17 protein-coding genes and 2 pseudogenes are annotated in these 18006 nt (G+C 64.6%); 11 read left to right on the top strand and 8 right to left on the bottom strand.

What is annotated here, in order from left to right; all coding sequences use genetic code 11:
• Positions 1–10 precede the first annotated feature (10 nt).
• The 4 genes from Q8O29_RS15160 to Q8O29_RS15145 all read right to left on the bottom strand — a co-directional run bounded on the left by Q8O29_RS15160 (position 11) and on the right by Q8O29_RS15145 (position 2652).
• Positions 11–343, bottom strand: coding sequence for a type II toxin-antitoxin system HicB family antitoxin (locus Q8O29_RS15160; RefSeq protein ID WP_305564220.1), 333 nt, complete (start codon positions 341–343; stop codon positions 11–13).
• The gene (locus Q8O29_RS15155) at positions 340–594 is read right to left on the bottom strand and encodes a type II toxin-antitoxin system HicA family toxin (protein ID WP_305564218.1); all 255 of its coding nucleotides are present in this window, start codon (positions 592–594) and stop codon (positions 340–342) included. The genes Q8O29_RS15160 and Q8O29_RS15155 overlap by 4 nt, the downstream gene beginning before the upstream one ends.
• A 62-nt stretch (positions 595–656) precedes the next feature.
• A complete protein-coding gene (lolD, locus tag Q8O29_RS15150; RefSeq protein ID WP_305564253.1) occupies positions 657–1325 on the bottom strand; it encodes a lipoprotein-releasing ABC transporter ATP-binding protein LolD in 669 nt (222 codons plus the stop codon).
• Between the two features lie 70 nt (positions 1326–1395).
• Positions 1396–2652 (bottom strand): lipoprotein-releasing ABC transporter permease subunit, encoded by a 1257-nt coding sequence (locus Q8O29_RS15145; RefSeq protein WP_305564216.1) that lies wholly within the window; start codon positions 2650–2652, stop codon positions 1396–1398.
• A gap of 66 nt (positions 2653–2718) precedes the next feature.
• On the opposite strand from Q8O29_RS15145, the gene Q8O29_RS15140 reads away from it, so the two are divergent.
• Together Q8O29_RS15140 and recJ are read left to right on the top strand one after the other, a co-directional pair.
• The gene (locus Q8O29_RS15140; RefSeq protein WP_305564214.1) at positions 2719–3666 is read left to right on the top strand and encodes a phosphoglycerate mutase; all 948 of its coding nucleotides are present in this window, start codon (positions 2719–2721) and stop codon (positions 3664–3666) included.
• Positions 3663–5387, top strand: a complete 1725-nt coding sequence (recJ, locus tag Q8O29_RS15135) for a single-stranded-DNA-specific exonuclease RecJ (protein WP_305564212.1) — start codon at positions 3663–3665, stop codon at positions 5385–5387. The genes Q8O29_RS15140 and recJ overlap by 4 nt, the downstream gene beginning before the upstream one ends.
• A gap of 319 nt (positions 5388–5706) precedes the next feature.
• Here recJ and Q8O29_RS15130 read toward each other — a convergent pair.
• From Q8O29_RS15130 to Q8O29_RS15120, 3 genes and pseudogenes are all read right to left on the bottom strand, one after another.
• Positions 5707–5985 (bottom strand): annotated as a pseudogene (locus Q8O29_RS15130) (glutathione binding-like protein); the annotation flags it as partial.
• A 55-nt stretch (positions 5986–6040) separates the two neighbouring features.
• Positions 6041–7102: an IS630 family transposase gene (locus Q8O29_RS15125; protein ID WP_371134253.1), complete on the bottom strand. Its 1062-nt coding sequence runs from the start codon at positions 7100–7102 to the stop codon at positions 6041–6043.
• Positions 7103–7149: 47 nt separating this feature from the next.
• Positions 7150–8058 (bottom strand): LysR family transcriptional regulator, encoded by a 909-nt coding sequence (locus Q8O29_RS15120; protein ID WP_305564210.1) that lies wholly within the window; start codon positions 8056–8058, stop codon positions 7150–7152.
• A gap of 137 nt (positions 8059–8195) precedes the next feature.
• Here Q8O29_RS15120 and Q8O29_RS15115 point away from each other — a divergent pair, with 137 nt between their 5' ends.
• The 7 genes from Q8O29_RS15115 to Q8O29_RS15085 all read left to right on the top strand — a co-directional run bounded on the left by Q8O29_RS15115 (position 8196) and on the right by Q8O29_RS15085 (position 15906).
• Complete coding sequence (locus tag Q8O29_RS15115) at positions 8196–9353, top strand: iron-containing alcohol dehydrogenase (RefSeq protein ID WP_305564208.1); 1158 nt, start codon at positions 8196–8198, stop codon at positions 9351–9353.
• A 31-nt stretch (positions 9354–9384) separates the two neighbouring features.
• Positions 9385–10857: an aldehyde dehydrogenase gene (locus Q8O29_RS15110; RefSeq protein WP_305564206.1), complete on the top strand. Its 1473-nt coding sequence runs from the start codon at positions 9385–9387 to the stop codon at positions 10855–10857.
• A 102-nt stretch (positions 10858–10959) separates the two neighbouring features.
• Positions 10960–11985, top strand: a complete 1026-nt coding sequence (locus Q8O29_RS15105; RefSeq protein ID WP_305564204.1) for a TRAP transporter substrate-binding protein — start codon at positions 10960–10962, stop codon at positions 11983–11985.
• Between the two features lie 90 nt (positions 11986–12075).
• Positions 12076–12654, top strand: a complete 579-nt coding sequence (locus Q8O29_RS15100) for a TRAP transporter small permease (RefSeq protein ID WP_305564202.1) — start codon at positions 12076–12078, stop codon at positions 12652–12654.
• Complete coding sequence (locus Q8O29_RS15095) at positions 12651–13928, top strand: TRAP transporter large permease (protein WP_305564200.1); 1278 nt, start codon at positions 12651–12653, stop codon at positions 13926–13928. The genes Q8O29_RS15100 and Q8O29_RS15095 overlap by 4 nt, the downstream gene beginning before the upstream one ends.
• Positions 13929–13978: 50 nt before the next feature.
• Positions 13979–15214 (top strand): alpha-hydroxy acid oxidase, encoded by a 1236-nt coding sequence (locus Q8O29_RS15090; RefSeq protein WP_305564249.1) that lies wholly within the window; start codon positions 13979–13981, stop codon positions 15212–15214.
• The gene (locus Q8O29_RS15085) at positions 15211–15906 is read left to right on the top strand and encodes an RraA family protein (RefSeq protein WP_305564198.1); all 696 of its coding nucleotides are present in this window, start codon (positions 15211–15213) and stop codon (positions 15904–15906) included. The genes Q8O29_RS15090 and Q8O29_RS15085 overlap by 4 nt, the downstream gene beginning before the upstream one ends.
• Before the next feature lie 108 nt (positions 15907–16014).
• Here Q8O29_RS15085 and Q8O29_RS15080 read toward each other — a convergent pair.
• Positions 16015–16122: pseudogene (locus Q8O29_RS15080) on the bottom strand (IS6 family transposase); the annotation flags it as partial.
• Between the two features lie 109 nt (positions 16123–16231).
• On the opposite strand from Q8O29_RS15080, the gene Q8O29_RS15075 reads away from it, so the two are divergent.
• Both Q8O29_RS15075 and Q8O29_RS15070 read left to right on the top strand, forming a co-directional pair.
• Positions 16232–17092, top strand: coding sequence for a 3',5'-nucleoside bisphosphate phosphatase (locus tag Q8O29_RS15075; RefSeq protein WP_305564196.1), 861 nt, complete (start codon positions 16232–16234; stop codon positions 17090–17092).
• Positions 17089–17994 (top strand): DMT family transporter, encoded by a 906-nt coding sequence (locus Q8O29_RS15070; protein WP_305564194.1) that lies wholly within the window; start codon positions 17089–17091, stop codon positions 17992–17994. Before Q8O29_RS15075 ends, Q8O29_RS15070 begins: the two co-directional genes overlap by 4 nt.
• The last annotated feature ends 12 nt before the right edge of the window (positions 17995–18006 follow it).

Below are 18006 nucleotides of genomic sequence, written 5' to 3'. Positions count from 1 at the left end.
CGAGCGCACCTTACCCGTGCGCGGCAGTTTGCAGTACCTCTGTCGCCCACTGATTAAGGCTTTTCCCCGAAGCCTGAGCAGCAACCAATGCCGCCCCATGGACCTCGGACGGAACGCGAAGCATCAGCTTGCCCGAGGCCGGCCGTTCTGGCGCTAACCCTTGTTCCTTGCAATCGAGCAAAAAGTCGTCAATCGCAGCTTCAAAAGCCGCATGCAATTCGGCAACTGTCTCGCCGTGAAAGCTGATCATCGCGCGCAAGCCCAGTACACGCCCAACAAAAATGTTGTCGCGCTCGTCAAACTCAATGCGGGCGGTATAGCCTTTGTGGTTCATCGTATTCATGGTTCAACTCCAACGCGCTCAAGCAGTTCCCGGATTTCTTCGACCTGGTAACGCTTGGCTTCTTTACCGGGATGTGGACGGTGGCAGCGCCACTGCTCCTGTTTCAAGACAAGCTTGACGCGCGAACCCGCCCTTTCATGAACCTCGCCACCCAATCCCCCAATCAAAGCCTCAATGTCTGAGAAAGCAATAGTTGCGGAAGTAGGCTTTGCGAAGATGGCGCGCAGCGTTTTACGTTGCTTGGTGTTCACGCCGTGATGCTAGCAAATTGCGCAAGCAATTGCAAGCGTTTTATGCTTGCACGCGCGCACCCTCAGTCTGCCAACTTGCCAGTGGTCAGGCGCAACATTCGCCCACAACGCCCCGCCAGCGCCTCGTCGTGCGTCACCATCACAAACGCCGTGCCGTGCTCGCGCGCCAGTTGAAGCATTAGCTCGAACACGCCGTCAGCGGTGGTGCGGTCCAGGTTGCCCGTAGGTTCGTCGGCCAGCACGCAGGCTGGCCGCGTGACCAGGGCACGGGCAATCGCCACGCGCTGGCGTTCACCGCCTGAAAGCTCTGCGGGGCGGTGGTGAACGCGGTCTTTCAGGCCCACGCTGGTCAGCATGGCCGTGGCGGTTTGCGCCGCTTTTTCGCGGTCTTGACGCCGTATCCACAAGGGCATGGCCACGTTGTCCAGGGCGCTGAATTCGGGCAACAAGTGATGGAACTGATAGACAAAACCCAGGTGCTGGTTGCGCAGATGGCCCTGCTCGGCCGCCGACAAGGAAGACAACAACTGGCCCTTGAGTTCGACCTGGCCGCTGGTCGGTGCGTCCAGCCCACCCATCAAGTGCAGCAAGGTGCTTTTGCCGGAGCCTGAAGCGCCGACGATGGCCAGGGTTTCGCCGGCGATGACCTCTAGGTCCACGCCGTGCAACACGGTCAGGTCAATCGGGCCTTCGTGGAAACGTTTGGTCAGGCCGCTGGCCTTCAGGACCACTTCGTCTGCGTGCGTGGCCGGAGAGCCCTCACCCCTGCCCTCTCCCAAAGGGAGAGGGAGCAAAACCGGCTTATTCATATCTCAGTGCCTCTGCGGGGTTGACACGGCTGGCGCGCCAGCTCGGATAAATGGTGGCCAGAAAAGCCAGCACCAGCGCAATCACGGCAATCGGCATGATGTCGGCATATTGCGGATCGCTGGGCATGCGGCTGATCAGGTAAATGTCCTTGGGCAAAAAGTCGGCGTTCAGCAAGCGCTCCAGGGCTGGCACCAGCACGTCGATATTCAGCGCAACGCCCAACCCCAGCAGCAGGCCAGAGAAGGTGCCGATGACGCCGACCATGGCGCCTTGCACCATGAACACGCCCATGATGCTTTTCGGGCTGGCGCCCAGCGTGCGCAAGATCGCGATGTCGGCGCGTTTGTCGGTCACCGTCATCACCAGCGTGCTGACCAGGTTGAAAGCGGCCACCGCGACGATCAGCGTCAGGATGATGAACATCATGCGTTTTTCAAGCTGCACTGCGGCAAACCAGGTGCGGTTCTGCCGCGTCCAGTCGCGGATCAGCAAATCGCCGCTGAGGCTGCGCGACAGCTCTGCAGCGACTTCGCGCGCCTGGTGCAGGTCCTTGAGCTTGATACGTATGCCGGTCGGGCCTTCCAGGCGGAAAATTTTTGCGGCATCGTCCTGGTGCAGCATGACCAGCGCCGAGTCATACTCGAAGTGGCCAGAGTCGAAGGTGCCAACCACCGTCATCTGTTTGAGGCGCGGCACGACACCGGCCGGTGTCACCTGACCGCTAGGAGCAATCAGGGTCACCAGGTCACCTTCACGCACACCCAGCGCGCGTGCCAGCTCGCCGCCGAGCACCACGCCAAAGCCGCCCGGCACCAACTTGGGCAAGGCGGTGTCCTTGAGGTCCACGGCGAGGTCCGTGACCTGACCCTCCAGCGCCGGGTCAATGCCGCGCACGATGGCGCCTTTCATGTCTTCGCCGCGTGCCAGCAGGGCCTGCGCAGCGATGAAGCTGGCCGCACCGACGACTTGCGGGTTCTGCCTGATTTCGGCCAGGGTGGTCGCCACATCGGGCAGTGGCGCGCCATTGGGTGCAAACACCTCAATGTGCGAGATCACGCCCAGCATGCGGTCGCGCACTTCTTTCTGGAAGCCATTCATCACACTGAGCACAATGATCAGCGCCGCCACACCCAGCGCAATGCCCAGCATGGAGACACCCGAGATGAAGGAAATAAAACCGTTGCGCCGTGTAGCGCGGCCGGCGCGGGTGTAGCGCCAGCCCAAAATCAGTTCGTAGGGGATTTGCATGGGCCAATTGTGGCATCAGGCTAGTGAGCCCTCTTGATCGTCCTGGCAATCCCGGACAATAGGTCCATGCCGGACCAACTCCATCTGATCATTGCCGGGGCCGTGCTGCCTCAAGGCGGCGGCGAGCCTGCGCCGCCCCTGCAGCCGCTGACGACCCATCTGCGCGCGCTGCTGGCCGTTATGGCACCGCATGAACGCATCGAATGCCGCGAGGACGACCCGTCCACGCCTTTTGAACTTGCACTCGCACAAGCCTATGGGCTGCCGGGCAGCTCCGGCCAGATTCCCTGGGCCGCCTTCAAAACCGGCAGCATCGCCCTGCCCTGTGCCTTCATCAAGCTGTGCCACTGGCAGGTCGGCGCCGACCATGTGCGGCTGTCGCCCCCTGAGGATCTGGCGCTCGACGAAGAAACCTCCCGCACGCTGCTGGCCGCGATGGCGCCCTATTTCCTGGAAGACGGCATCACGCTGGCGCCCTGCGGCACGCTGCCCGGCACCTGGCTGGCCACCGGCGACGTCTTTCGCGGCCTGCGCAGCGTGTCCATGGACACCCTGATGGGCCGGCATCTCACGCGTTCTCTGCTGGACGGCGCCGGCACGCCGGCTGCCACCCTGCGCCGCCTGCAAAACGAGATGCAGATGCTGCTCTACACCCACCCCACCAACGAGGCGCGGCAGCAGCTCGGCCTGGCGCCGGTCAACTCGTTCTGGGTCACTGGTGCCGGTGTGCTGGACCATGCCATTGCCCCTGCCAGCGATGTGCAGGTTGAATCGCGCCTGCATGCGCCCGCGTTGCGCGGCGATATGGCCGCGCATGCGAAGGCCTGGCAGGCGGTGGACGCCGACGCCTGCGCTGCGCTGCTGGTCGTTCTGCGTGCCGGTGGGGACGCACGACTGACGCTGTGCGGCGACCGAGCAGCGCAAAGTTTTTTACCCGCTGAAACCGGCCTCTGGTCCCGATTCAAACGTGTTTCAGGCCTCCAGCCCATATGGGACGGGCGTGAACAGCTATGAAAATCATAGTACGTGAAGCCCCGCCGCGCAGCGTCTGGGCGCTGGAGCAGGCTGGCATTCACCCGCTGCTGGCGCAGCTCTATGCGGCGCGCGGCGTGCGCACCGCCGACGAACTCGACGACGGCCTGGCCCGGCTGCTGCCGCCGTTGGCCATGAAGGGAACGCAGGAGGCCGCCGCGCTGCTGGCCGACGCCATCGCCGCGAACAAAAAAATCTGTGTGGTGGCCGACTACGACTGCGACGGCGCCACCGCCTGCGCCGTCGCGTTGCGCGGCCTGCGCCTGCTGGGCGCAAAGCAGGTCGGCTACATCGTGCCGGACCGCGTGGTTGACGGTTACGGGCTGACCGCACCGATTTCCGAACGCGTCAAGGCCACGGGCGCCGACCTGCTGGTGACAGTGGACAACGGCATTGCCAGCATGGACGGCGTGGCGCGCGCGCGCGCACTCGGCATGCAGGTGCTGGTGACAGACCACCATTTGCCGGCACTCAGGGACGGTGCCATCGTGCTGCCCGACGCCGATGTGATCGTGAACCCGAACCAACCCGGCTGCACATTTGAAAGCAAATCGATTGCCGGCGTCGGCGTGATGTTTTATGTGCTGCTGGCCCTGCGCGCCGAGTTGCGACAGCGTGGCGTTTTCGATTCAGGCAATCAGCCCAAACTGGACACCTTGCTGCCCCTCGTTGCCCTCGGCACGGTCGCCGACGTCGTCAAACTCGATGCCAACAACCGCCGCCTCGTGGCCCAGGGTCTCAAACGCATACGCAGCGGCGCCTTGCCAGCCGGTGTGGCGGCGCTGTTCACTGCGGCAGGCCGTGTGGCCGCCGTGGCCACCAGTTTCGACTTCGGTTTTGCGCTCGGGCCGCGCATCAACGCCGCCGGCCGGCTCAGCGACATGACCCTGGGCATCGAGTGCCTGCTGACCGACGATGCGGGCCGGGCCGACGAACTTGCCAAAACCCTAGACGGCATCAACCGCGAGCGCCGCGACATCGAGGCCGGCATGCGCGAGCTGGCCCAGTACGCCGCCGACGCGATGATCGACGAAGACGAGCTGCCGCCGCCGGCGATTGCCATCTTTGACCCCGACTTTCACGAAGGTGTGGTCGGCATCGTGGCCTCGCGCATCAAGGACAAGCTGCACCGCCCGACCTTTGTATTTGCGGCCAGCCAGGCGCCGGGCCGGGAACATGAACTCAAGGGATCCGGCCGTTCGATTGCCGGCTTTCACCTGCGCGACGCGCTGGACCTGGTGGCCAAGCGTCATCCCGGCGTGCTGCTGCGTTTTGGTGGCCACGCCATGGCGGCAGGCTGCACCATCCACGAGGAGCAGTTCGAGGTCTTCGAGCAAGCGCTGCAGCAGGTCGCACATGAGTGGCTGGATGCCGCCACCTTGACGCGCCGTCTCGACACCGACGGCCCGCTGGCGCCGCAGTACCGACGCGCCGATCTGGTCGACACGCTGCACCGGGAGGTCTGGGGCCAGGGCTTTGCGGCGCCGACCTTCAGCGAGGAAGTCGAGGTGGTGTCGCAGCGCCTGGTCGGCGACAAACACCTGGCGCTCAAGCTCAAGCACCAGGGCCAGCCGGTGGACGGCATCTGGTTCGGCCACACCGAGTCCCTGCCGGCGCGCGTCAAACTCGCCTTCCGGCTCGATGCCGACGAATGGCAGGGCATCAGGCGGGTTCGTTTTCTGGTCGAGGCGGCGGAGCTGTAGCGCGTTTGTCCGACGGTGCCTGGCAGGCAGGGCCTACAGCCGCAGGCGCTGCATCCCGCCATGATCTGTTCTCGGAAGGCAAGCCAGCCCGGCAACGCCAACAAAAACTCCAGAGGACATCATGAATACCATCATTTACATCGTCGGCCTTGTCGTCATCATTGGTTTCATCCTGTCTTACTTCGGTTTCCGCTGAACCGTAGCCAAGCACGTCCCACCCCGGCGTGCCCGACGCACCGCCGGCCTCTTCTTTTGCTCCTAAATCAATAGCTATTGGCGCCCGCCCCTCAAGGGCTGGAGGCCAAAAAGGCTTAAAATATCAGGTCAAAATGGCGTATTCACCGCCGCGCTCTATCGCCCGCTGGTAAGCCGGCCGGGCGTGAATGCGGCGCAGGAAATCCATCAGCTTGGGCCGACTGCCATCAAGCCCGCCACGCGCTGCGGCCGCTTCCAGCACAAAGCTGAGCTGCACATCCGCGCCGCTGAAGGCCTCGCCGGCAAACCAGGAGCTTTGGCCGAGTTCGCCCTCGAGGTAGTCCAGGTGCTGCCTGATCTGCGGTTCGATAAACGCGCTTTTGGTTTTGGCGCAGACCGCGCGCACAAAGGCCGCGCTGGCGAGCCAGGCAATGAATACAGAACAAATTGGCGCAGCACTAGTTCACTGAATCAATGAGATTGCTTGTAATCCGATGCTTTGGATTGGCGTATTTCCATCGAATGGGTTTGGAGTGTTTGTTGTGCTCGCGGATGTAGCGCATGATTTTCTTGTCCAGGTCCTTGGTGCTGGGGAAGATGCCGCGCGCGATCACATCGCGCTGGATTTTGGCGAACCAGATTTCCACCTGGTTGAGCCAGGACGAATAGGTGGGCGTGTAGTGGATATGCACGTTCGGCGTCAGCAGCAACCAAGTCTCGACCAAGGCCGTCTTGTGGCTGCTCACGTTGTCGCAGATCACATGGATTTGCTGGTCCTCATCGTGATCGGCCACGATGTCTTCGAGGAAACGCACGAACTGCTCGCTGGTGTGCCGCTGGGCCGTCTTACCCACCACCTCACCAGTGGCCGTATTCAGGGCCGCAAACAGGCTCAGCGTGCCATTGCGCTTGTACTCAAAGCCGTGACTCGCGGCGCGCCCCTGTGTCAGCGGCAATTGTCTGTCCCTTCGGTCCAGCGCCTGAATGGCGGTCTTCTCATCGACACAGAATACGACGGCGTGCTCAGGCGGCTGCAGGTACAGCCCGATGATCTCGGCGGCTTTGGCCTCGAAGTCCGGATCATCCGAGACCATGTGGGTGTCCAGCCGGTGGGGTCGCACGCCGTGCTTGCGCCAGATGCGCTGCACGGCAGAGAAGGACACGTCGCCCAGCTCGGCAGCCAGTTTGCGACTGCTCCAGTGCGTGGAGCCATCACGCGGCTTGCACTTCAAGGTGCGATCGAGCACCCGCGCTTCCAACTTGGCCACAGGACGAGAAGGTGCTCGTCCCGGATGGTGGGATACCAGCCCCGCCAGACCCGCAGCAGCATAAGCGCGCGTCCAGCGGCTGATAAAGCCATCGTCGCAGCCCAGTGCCAGGCGGATGTCAACGCGCCGAGAGCCTGCAGCGCACAGCAGCACGCAACGCGCCCGACGCGCCAGCGCCGCATTGCCCGTTTGTTTGCGCATCACGCTTTGCAGATCGGCCATTTCTTGTGCGTTCAGTTTCAACGGTGTCATACCTCCAGATATAGAGGCTACACTGTTAATTTCAATGATTCAATCTACTAGTGCAGCCTCGTGTGGAGCTGCTGTGCGACCAGCAGCGTGACCTGCCGGAATGAGCGCACAGCGGGCATGTCTTCCTTGGCGCGCAGCCATCCGAGCGCCACATGGACCGGCTCCGGCCGGTCGAGAATCTCCAGGAAGTGCACGCCCTTCGGGTGCAGGTTACGTGCCGTGCCCGGAATGATCGCCAATCCGAGGCCGGCACCCACCAAGCCTGCGACAGTGTGAATCTGGGTGGCCTGCTGGACCACTCGCGGCGTGAAGCCGGCGCGCTCGCACATCGCCGTCACCCGCGAGTGAAACAGCGGGCTGCCGCGCTTCGGGAACATGATCATCAGCTCGTCGACGAGTTCCTTCAGGTGAATCGATTCCCGCTTCGCCAACGGATGCGTGTGCGAAACGGCGACCAGGAAGGGATCCTCCATCACCGGTTGAATTTCCAGTTCGGCTGGCGCCGGCTGGGGACGCAATAGGCCGATGTCGATCAGGCCCCGCATTAGCGCCACATGCTGTTCACTGATCGGCATCTCATGCAGCTCGAGTTCGATGTCCGGGTACAGGTGCCGGAAGCGCTCGATGATCGAAGGCAGCAGGCCATAGGTGGACGAGTGGATGAAGCCCACCGACAGGCGTCCGAACTGGCCTTCGCCGGTGCGGCGCGCATCGATCGCGGCGCGCGCCACTTCGTCCAGGATCAGGTTGGTCCGCTCCAGAAAAACCTTGCCTGCGGCCAGCAGCTCGACGCGGCGCTGCGTGCGGCGCAACAAGAGGGTACCGACTTCCTCTTCCAGCTGCTGGATCTGGCGCGACAGCGCCGGCTGGGCGATGCACAGGCGGGCCGCCGCTCGCCCGAAGTGCAGTTCCTCGGCGACCGCCTGAAAGTAACGAAAGTGCCGGATGTCAATCATCTTTGATGCCGTATAAGTATCAATCTAGAACCCATTATGTATTAGACGGCATTCTTTCAGGGTGGAACAATTGCGCCAAGCTAGTCGTCTCCCCCGAGGCGCCAAACCAAGCCCCGTTTCAGTGCATCGAGAGAACCATGACCTCCACCATACCCACTTTCAGTTATCACAACCCCACGGCCATCGAATTCGGCTGGGGCTCGCTCGCCCGCCTTCCCGAACTCGTGAAGAGCGTCGGCGGTACGCGGGCCCTCGTGGTCGGAGATCCCGGGGTGGTCAAGGCCGGCTTGGTGGAGCGCGTCGTCGGCGTCTTGGGGGGGATGCCGGTCACGATCTTCACCGACATCGAAAGCGACCCGGACGCGCGTTCCGTCGACGCCGGCGTAGAGCTCGCCAAGTCCAAGGAATGTGACGTCATGATCGGCGTTGGCGGCGGCAGCGCGATGGACGTTGCCAAGGTGATCGGAGTCATGATGACCAACCCCGGCAACATCCGCGACTACGCGGGCATGGGCAAGATCGGCAAGCCTGGCGTGCCGGTCATCGCCATCCCGACCACCTCCGGCACGGGCAGCGAATTGACCATCTGGTCGGTGCTTTCGGAAAAGGAAAAGAAGCAGAAATTCGGCGTCGGCAGCGTTCTGAACTGCGCCCGCATCGCGCTGCTGGACCCCGAGCTGACGATGTCGCTGCCGCCGGCAATCACCGCCGCCACCGGCATCGACGCCCTGACCCACGCGCTGGAGTCGTACGTGAGCACCGCGACGCAGCCAATTTCCGAGGCGATGTCCGTGCAGTCCATGACGCTCATCGCCCGCAGCCTGAGACTCGCCGTCGCCCAGCCCGGCAACAAGCAGGCGCGCTCCGACATGCTGCTGGCCAGCACGCTGGCGGCCATGGCCTTCAACAGTACGCGCCTCGGGCTGGTGCACGCCTACGCGATGCCGCTCGGCTCGCGCTTCCATATTCCGCACGGCCTGGCCAACGCCATCATGCTGCCTGTGGTCATGCGCTACAACCTGCCGGGCAACCTGGTCAAGTTTGCGCGCATCGCCGAGATCTTCGGCGAGCCCATCGCCGGCCTCAGCCTGCGCGATGCGGCCGAGCGCTCCGTCGTCGCGATCGAAAGCCTCAAGGCCGACGTCGGCATCACCGCCAAGCTGGGCGAGTTCGGCATTACCGAAGCCGACCTGGACGCCGTGGCCGGCGAGGCCATGCTGTCGGGCAACGTCGCCGTCAACCCCCGCCAGCCGACTCTGGAAACGATGAAAGCGCTGCTGCGGGCCGAACTTTAAGACAACAGAACCACCTCAGGAAAGTGTCCCTATGAACATGCAAAGCTGGCTCGACCAGAATATCGGCGGCCGCCACGGCAACTTCATCGACGGCGAGTGGCAACACGTCGCCAAGGCCGTCGCCGTGCCGAACGCGGCACGCCGCGACCAGGTGCTGGGCCATTTCGCCGAGAGCACGGCGGAAGACGTCGAACGCGCCGTCAGTTCCGCGCACCGCGCCTGGAAAACGTGGCGTGAAGTGCCCGGCCCCGAACGCGGCGCCATTCTGTTCCGCGCAGCCGACATCATTGAACGCCGCGCCGAAGAATTGGCCTTCGTCGTTTCCGCCGAGCAGGGCAAGATCCTGGTCGAGTCCCGCGGCGAGGTGGGGCGCGCGGTCAAGGAACTGCGCTTCGCCGCCGGCGAGGCCAGCCGGATGGAGGGCCACACGCAGCCCAGCGAGAAGCGCAACGGTTTCGCGATGACCTTCCGCGAGCCAATCGGCGTAATCGGCTCGATCGCTCCCTGGAACTTCCCGGTCCTGACGCCAGTGCGCAAGATCGGCCCGGCCCTTGCCTACGGCTGTACCACCGTGTTCAAGCCCTCGGACCTCACGCCCTGGTCCTCCGTCAAGCTGATGGAAGTGTTCAAGGAAGCCGGGGTGCCCAAGGGCGTGATCAACCTCGTTCTGGGCACGGGTCGCGGCACCGGCGAGGCGCTGGTGCGGCATCCGCTGGTGCGCGGCATCAGCTTCACCGGTTCGACCAAGACCGGCACCGAGATCAATGCCCAGGCGGCCCGCCGGCTTGTGCGCACCCAGCTGGAGCTGGGCGGCAAGAATCCGGCCGTCGTCCTCGGCTACGCCGATGTTGCCAACATCGCCAAGCAAATCTCGTCCGCCGCGTTCACCACCACCGGCCAACGCTGCACTGCTGTCAGCCGGGTGATCGTGCTGCAAAGCCTTGCCGACGAACTGACCGAGGCGCTGGCGGCGGAAATCGCGGCCATCAAGGTCGGCCCGGCCTGGGACCCCTCCAGCAAGATGGGCCCGCTGGTCACCGACCAGCACCGCGCCTCCGTGCTGCGCAACGTGGCCAGCGGCCTGGACCAGGGCGCCCGCATCCGCTTTGGCGGCCGGGTGCTGGAAGACGGTGAACTTGCCCTGGGCAATTTCCTGGAACCGACGCTGATCGACAACGTGTCGCCGGAAAACCTGCTGGCCAAGCACGAAGTGTTCGGTCCGGTGCTGTCGATGATCGCGGTGCGCGACGTGAACGAGGCCTTCGAGGTGGCGAATTCGGTCGAGTACGGCCTGGCCGCCTCCATTTTCACCCGCGATGTCGACGAGGCGCTGCGCTTCGTGCGCGAGAGCGAAAGCGGCATGGTGCACGTAAACCACGGCACCAACAGCGAGGCCCACATGCCTTTCGGCGGCATCAAGGGCTCTGGCCTGGGCGCTTACTCCATTGGCCACAGCAACCAGGAGTTCTTCACGAACCTCAAGAGCGCCTACTTCCAGGGCTAGGCGGACAGATCAAACCAGGGCAGTGGTTGAGCGCGGGTGCATCGGCCGCCGCGCACGGGCGAAATGGGGCTGCCCCCCAACAACTATATGGAGACAAAACCTATGAAATCAGTATTCGAAGGACGCGCCACGCGGCGCGGGGTGTTGGCGGCGATCGGCTCCATCGGAGCGGTTGGAATCGGCGGCGCAATGATCTCCTCGCCGGCGCATGCGAAGGAGCTGACTATCCGGTTCAACCACACCGATGGTCGCGGCGGCGATGGGTTCCACTTCGCCGAGAAGCTCAAGGCCCTGGCCGCAGAGCGCAGCGGCGGCCGCATCAACGTGCAGAATTTCCATTCGGGGCAGCTCGGCGCCGAGAAGGATATGTACGACTCGATGCAGATCGGATCGATCGAGATGGGCCGCAGCGGATCGCTGATCATCAGCGTCGCCGCCCCCCAGTACGGCGCACTGGAGCTGCCCTACGTGTTCCGCAGCCAGCAGCACCTGCGCAACGTGCTGGCCGGACCGATCGGCCAAGCCATGCACCAGGAGTTCCTTACCAAGAAAGGCGTGCGAGTCCTGGGAATCGTGAACCGTGGGGCCCGCCATCTGACCACCAAGACCCGTCACGTGAAGACGCTGGCGGACCTCGGCGGACTAAAACTGCGCGTTCCGGAGATTCCCGTCTACATCGCCGCATGGCGAGCGCTGGGCGCCAGCCCGACGCCGATGGCGTTCCCCGAAGTGTTTACCGCACTCCAGCAGGGCACGATCGACGGTCAGGAGAACCCGCTCGCCACCATCCATGGCAACAGCTTCCATGATGTACAGAAGTACCTGGTGCTGACCGCCCACGTGCGCGGCAACGGCTGGATGGTCGCCAGTGAACGCTTCTGGCAATCTTTGCCCGATGCGGACCGAAAGCTCCTGCAGCAGACGGTGGACGATTCGGCCGCCTTCGCCGACGAGCAGATCGCCAAGCAGGAAACGGATCTGCGCAAGGCGCTGCAGGACAAGGGCATGCAGGTCATCGAGCCGGACACCAAGGCCTTTGCCGACGTGGTGCTGAAGGAAGTGCCGCCGAAGTTCGCCGACAAGTGGAAGCCCGGCCTGCTGGACCAGATCCTGCGCACGGCCGGTTGATCGGTTCCTGATAGCGGGGCGCGTGAAGCACTGGCTCCGCCGTCCCCCGCTCGCCCATCCCCCCGCCTGAACCAGGCAATCACATTCGAGATGGAAGCCATGCAAATACAGACAACTCCCGAGCCGCCGCTGGGCGGAACGGCCTCCTGGAGGGGTTATCCCCTCAAGGCCGCCAGCCTCCTGTGGCGTTACGGTACGGAAACGGTGGTCGCGCTCCTGATGGCGGTCATGGTCGGCACCGTGATTCTGCAGGTGTACTGCCGCTTCGTCCTCGGCAACCCGCTGTCCTGGAGCGAGGAACTGGCGCGCTACGCGTTCGTCTGGATCACCTTTCTCGGCGCCGCAGTGGCCTATCGGCACGGCGGGCACATCATCGTCGAAACCATCGTGGTGCTACTGCCGCGGCGCGCCCAGCTGGCGCTGGCGTGGCTGGTCGACGCGCTGATGGTCGTGGCCTTGGTGGTGCTGCTGGTGCAGGGCCTGGGCATCGTCGAAGTGAACTCCAACGTGGAAGCCACGATGCTGGAGATCCCGATGTCCTGGGTCTACGGCGCGGTGCCGGTGAGCGCCGCGATCATGCTCGCCTACCAGGTCGAGCGCACGGTGCGCCGCATCAAGGGGACGCTGCCGACAGTGGCCGTACCGGGCGGAGAGGAGACCGCGCCATGATGTACGTCCTGCTTGGAACCACGCTGGTGCTTTTCGCCATCGGCATGCCGGTGGCCTTCGCCATGGTGCTCAGCGCGATGGCGGCCTTCCTCTCGCTCGGCGACGTGCCGCTGATGGTGCTGCCGCAGCGCATTGTCACCGGCGCTGACAGCTTCCCCCTGATGGCGATCCCGCTGTTCCTGCTGGCCGGCAACCTGATGATGGGCGGCGGCCTGACCGAGAAGCTGAGCAAACTGGCGACTGCACTGGTGGGGCACCTGCGCGGCGGCCTGGCCCAGGTCAACGTTGTCAACAGCATGGTGATGGGCGGCATGACCGGCTCGGCGATCGCCGATGCGGTGTCGGACTGCAAGATCCTGGTGCCAGTGATGATCAAGTCGGGCTACAGTGCGCGCTTCGCCGCGGCGCTGAGCGGCGCCACCGCGGTGATCGCCCCGATCATTCCGCCCAGTATTCCGTTCATCATCTACGGCTCCATCGCGGGCGTCTCGATCGGCCAGTTGTTCCTGGGCGGCGCGATCCCCGGCATCCTGATGGGTCTGTACCTGATGATCGCGGTGAACGTCATCGCACGCCGGCGCAACTTCCCACGCGGCAAGCGCCCGACGCTGCGCGAGGTCGGCTCGGCGCTACGCATTTCCGGCCCGCCCCTGATGCTGCCAGTGATCATCCTGGGCGGCATTCTCGCTGGCGTGTTCACGCCGACCGAAGCCGGTGCCGTGGCGGTGCTGTACGCGCTCGCGCTGACCCTGATCGGCTACCGATCACTGCGCTTGCCGGAGCTGCCAAAAATCCTGATTGACACCGGCATGCAGACAGGGGTGGTGATGCTGGTGATCGCCGCTGCCGCGCCCTTCAGCTGGCTGCTGGCGCGTGAGCAGGTCGGCCAGGCGGTGGTGCAGTTGCTCGGCGTCATCGGCGACGACAAGATACTGTTCCTGCTGCTGCTGAACGTGGTGCTGCTGGTGCTCGGCATGTTTCTCGATGCCACCGCCATCCTGATCATCGTGGTGCCGGTGCTGGTCCCGGTATTCGACACCCTCGGGCTAGACCCGGTGCACATGGGCGTGATGGTCGTCATGAACCTGATGATCGGCCTGGTGACGCCGCCGTTCGGGCTAGTGATGTACGTAGTCTGCAACTTGCTGAAGGTGAGCATCACCGACTTCACGCGTGAGCTGTGGCCTTTCCTGCTCGCGCTGGTGGCGATGTTGCTGACGATCACCTACGTTCCGGAACTGGTCCTGTTCCTCCCCAACCTGGCCATGCGCTGACGCCGGAGTTCCAAAACATGCAGATCCATGAAACCGCAGAAGGCGCAGCGATGTGCCGGGCCGCCCCCGCTGCCGGCGCCGCCTCTTCCGCACCAGCCGGCGTGCTGCCGCCGCGCCTGCGCCCCATCCTCTGCCTCGACGATTTCGAGGCCGCCGCGCGGCGTAAGCTGCCGAGGCCGATCTTCGCCTACATCTCCGGCGCGGTGGAGCGCAACCGCTCGCTGCACGCCTGCCGCGAAGCCTTCGAGCAGTACGACTTCGTGCCGCGGGTCCTTGTGGACATCTCGCGCCGTTCCACTGCCACACCGCTGCTGGCGCGCACCTACGCGGCGCCGTTCGGCATGGCGCCGATGGGCATCAACGCCCTGTCCGCGTATCGGGGCGACCTGGTGCTGGCGCAGGCCGCCGCGCGCGCGAACATCCCGATGATCATGAGCGGCTCGTCGCTCATCCGGATGGAGGAAGTGGCGCAGGCCAACCCCGCCGCCTGGTTCCAGGCCTACCTGCCGGGCGACGAGGCCAACATCACCGCGCTGATCCAACGCGTGCAGCAGGCCGGCTTCAAGACGCTAGTGATCACGGTCGACACGCCGGTGGCATCGAACCGCGAGAACAACGTGCGCGCCGGCTTCTCCACCCCACTGCGGCCCAACCTGGCGCTGGCCTGGCAAGGCCTCACCCATCCGCGCTGGCTGTTCGGCACCTTCCTCAAGACCATCGCGCGCCACGGCCTTCCACACTTCGAGAACAACTACGCCCGTCGCGGTACGCCCATCCTGTCAGCCAGCGTGGAGCGCGATTTCTCCGACCGCGGCCACCTGAACTGGCAACACTTGCGCCTGATCCGTCAGCTGTGGCCGGGCCAGCTCGTGGTGAAGGGCATCCTCGATGCGCGCGACGCCCGCATCGCGGTAGACCACGGTGCCGATGGCCTGATCATCTCCAACCATGGTGGCCGCCAGCTCGATGGCGCGGTGGCGCCGCTGCGCGTGCTCCCGCAGATCGTGGCGGCCTGCCCCGAGGTGCCGGTCATGCTCGACAGCGGCGTGCGCCGCGGCAGTGACGCGCTGAAAGCGCTGGCGCTCGGTGCCCGGTTCGTCTTCGTCGGCCGGCCGTTCAACTACGCAGCCGCGGTGGCCGGCGAGGCCGGCGTGCTGCACGCGATCGAGCTGCTGCGGCTGGAGGTCTCGCGCAACATGGCCATGCTGGGCGTGACTTCGCTGCAGCAGTTGGACGACAGCTTCCTCCTTGCTTCCTTCCCCATCCACTCCACGAGAACACCATGATCGGTCTCCAGATCCTCAAGCGGCACCGCTGCATCGACGCCAGCCTCGTGCAGGCCTTCCACGGCCTGCCTGTCGCCAACATCAGCGACTCCATGTCGCGCATGACCGCCGGCGGCGCCGGCCTGCGCCCGATGCACAAAGCCGGCTACCTGTCGGGCCCGGCGCTGACGGTGAAGACGCGGCCGGGCGACAACCTGATGATCCACAAAGCGATTGCTCTGGCCCAGCCTGGCGACGTGATCGTGGTTGACGGCGGCGGCGACCTCAGCAACGCACTGATCGGCGAACTGATGGTGACGACGGCCAAGCGGCGCGGCGTGGCCGGCTTCGTGATGAACGGCGCGATCCGCGACCTGGACATGATCGCGGCCGGCGACTTCCCGGTGTTTGCTGCCGGCGTCACGCACCGCGGCCCCTACAAGGACGGCCCGGGCGAGATCAACGTGCCCGTCGCCATCGACGGCATGGTGATCCATCCCGGTGACCTGGTCGTCGGCGACGCCGACGGCGTGCTGTGCGTGCCGATCGACCAGGCGCCGATCATCCTCGAAGCGACGCAGGCCAAGGGCGTCGCCGAACGGAAGACCCTGCAGCAGATCGCCGAAGGCACCCTCGACGTCGCCTGGATCGACGCCACGCTCAAGCGCATCGGCTGCGACCCCTATTGCGCGCTGACCCCATGTCGACGATGAAGCAGGCGGCGGCAGGGACCTTTGGCTCGACGCCGCCTTCGATGCGCGGCTTGCGCCCGAGGGTTCGGTCGCGATAAGGATGAAAAATGACCGAGAAAAGGTGAACTGGGCCACATACCAACGCATCCACGTCAGCATCACTTCGAGGGGATAGTGAAACCGGTTGAGGACCTTGGGCAGGGCGCTGTTGATTGAACTTTTGCAAAAATCAAGCATGGCCCGGATTGTCGGATACCCTTATCGCGACAGAACCGCCGGCCCTGGCCTTGTCCCCGGCATGCGTGCACACCCTGCAGCCGCAGGGCAGAGCGCCTAAAATGCAGCCGTGACACCCAAAAACATCCTGAACGCCGACCTGCATTGCCACTCCGTGGTGTCGGACGGCACGATGACCCCGGAGGCCCTGGCCGAACGCGCCAAAACCAACGGCGTGGAACTCTGGGCCCTGACCGACCACGACGAAATCAGCGGCCAGCACCGCGCGGCGGCAGCAGCCAAGGCCCAGGGCCTGCACTACCTGACCGGCACCGAAATCTCCGTCACCTTTGCCGGTGAGACCGTGCACATCGTCGGCCTGGGTTTTGACCCCGACGACGCGGCCATGAAGCAGGGCTTGTACGACACGCGCGGCGGCCGGGAGCAGCGCGCCATGGAGATGTCAGACGGGCTGGCCAAGGTCGGTATCAAGGGCGCTTATGAAGGGGCACTCAAGTTTGTCGGCAACCCGGAACTGATCTCGCGCACCCACTTTGCGCGCTTCCTCGTGGAGTCCGGCGTTTGCAAGGAAACGTCGGAAGTGTTCCGCAAGTACCTGACCGAGGGCAAACCGGGTTATGTGCCGCACCGCTGGGCCAGCCTGCGCGATGCCGTGCAGTGGATCACCAGCGCCAAAGGTTTGGCGGTGATAGCGCATCCGGGCCGCTACAAGTTCACGCCCAACGAGGAATACGCGCTGTTTACCGAGTTCAAGCTGCACGGCGGCCAGGGCGTCGAGGTGGTGACCGGCAGCCACACCACGCAGGAATACGTGAAATACGCCGAAACCGCCAAGGAATTCGGTCTGGCCGCCTCGCGCGGAAGCGACTTCCACAGCCCGGACGAAAGCCACACCGACCTCGGCACCCTGCCCTACCTGCCGGGCGACCTGACACCGGTCTGGGCGCTGCTGGAAGACCGCATCCAGTGAGCCCGGCGCCGTCTGCCCTGGCGGGCATCGCGCTGGTCATCGCGGCCGTCGCCTGTTTCGCAACGCTGGACACCACCACCAAATTTGTCAGCGCCAGCGTGCCGCTGCTGATGGCGCTGTGGTTTCGCTACTTCTTCCAGGCCATCGCCACCACGGCCGTGGTGCTGCCGCTGCGCGGGCTGAGCGTGCTGCGCACGGCGCATCCGAAGTTCCAGTGCCTGCGCGGCCTGCTGCTGCTGATGAGCAGCCTGTTTGCCTTTCTGAGCCTCAAATACATGCCGGTGGCCGAGTTCACCGCCATCGGTGCCATTGTTCCGCTGCTGATCACGCTGGTGGCCGCCACCGCGCTCGGAGAAAAGGTCTCAGCGCTGCGCTGGTCGCTGGTGCTGGGCGGTTTTGTGGGCACGCTGATCATCATCCGGCCGGGCGGCGAAGACTTCAGCTGGGCCCTGCTGCTGCCGCTGGGCATGGTGGCGACCAACACCGGCTTCCAGGTGCTCACCAGCAGGCTGGCCAAAACCGAAGATCCGATCACCATGCACCTGTACACCGGCTGGGTCGGCACGCTGCTGGCCTCGCTGGCCCTGCCTTTTGTTTGGGTCTCGCTGCCCTCCTGGTCGCTGTGGGGCTGGCTGCTGCTGATGGGTGTTGCCGCCACCGTCGGGCATTTCCTGCTGATCCTGGGCTACATGCGCGCGCCGGCCGCGACCCTGACGCCTTACCTCTATGCGCAGATTGCGTTTGCGATGGTCGGGGGCTGGATTGTCTTTTCACATGTGCCCGACGGCTGGTCCCTGATCGGCATGCTGCTGATTGCCGTCTGCGGCGCGCTCGGGGCCTGGCTGACGGCGCGCGAAAGCCGCGCGCTCAAAGAATTCAGCGTGCTGCCCGCGGAGTCCTGAACCCGCCCAAAT

Origin of the sequence: Polaromonas sp. (assembly GCF_030689685.1) — a bacterium.
Classification (GTDB): Bacteria; Pseudomonadota; Gammaproteobacteria; order Burkholderiales; family Burkholderiaceae_C; genus Polaromonas.
The sequence above is the reverse complement of the archived record's forward strand: the minus strand, read 5'-3'. Positions and strand labels throughout refer to the sequence as shown.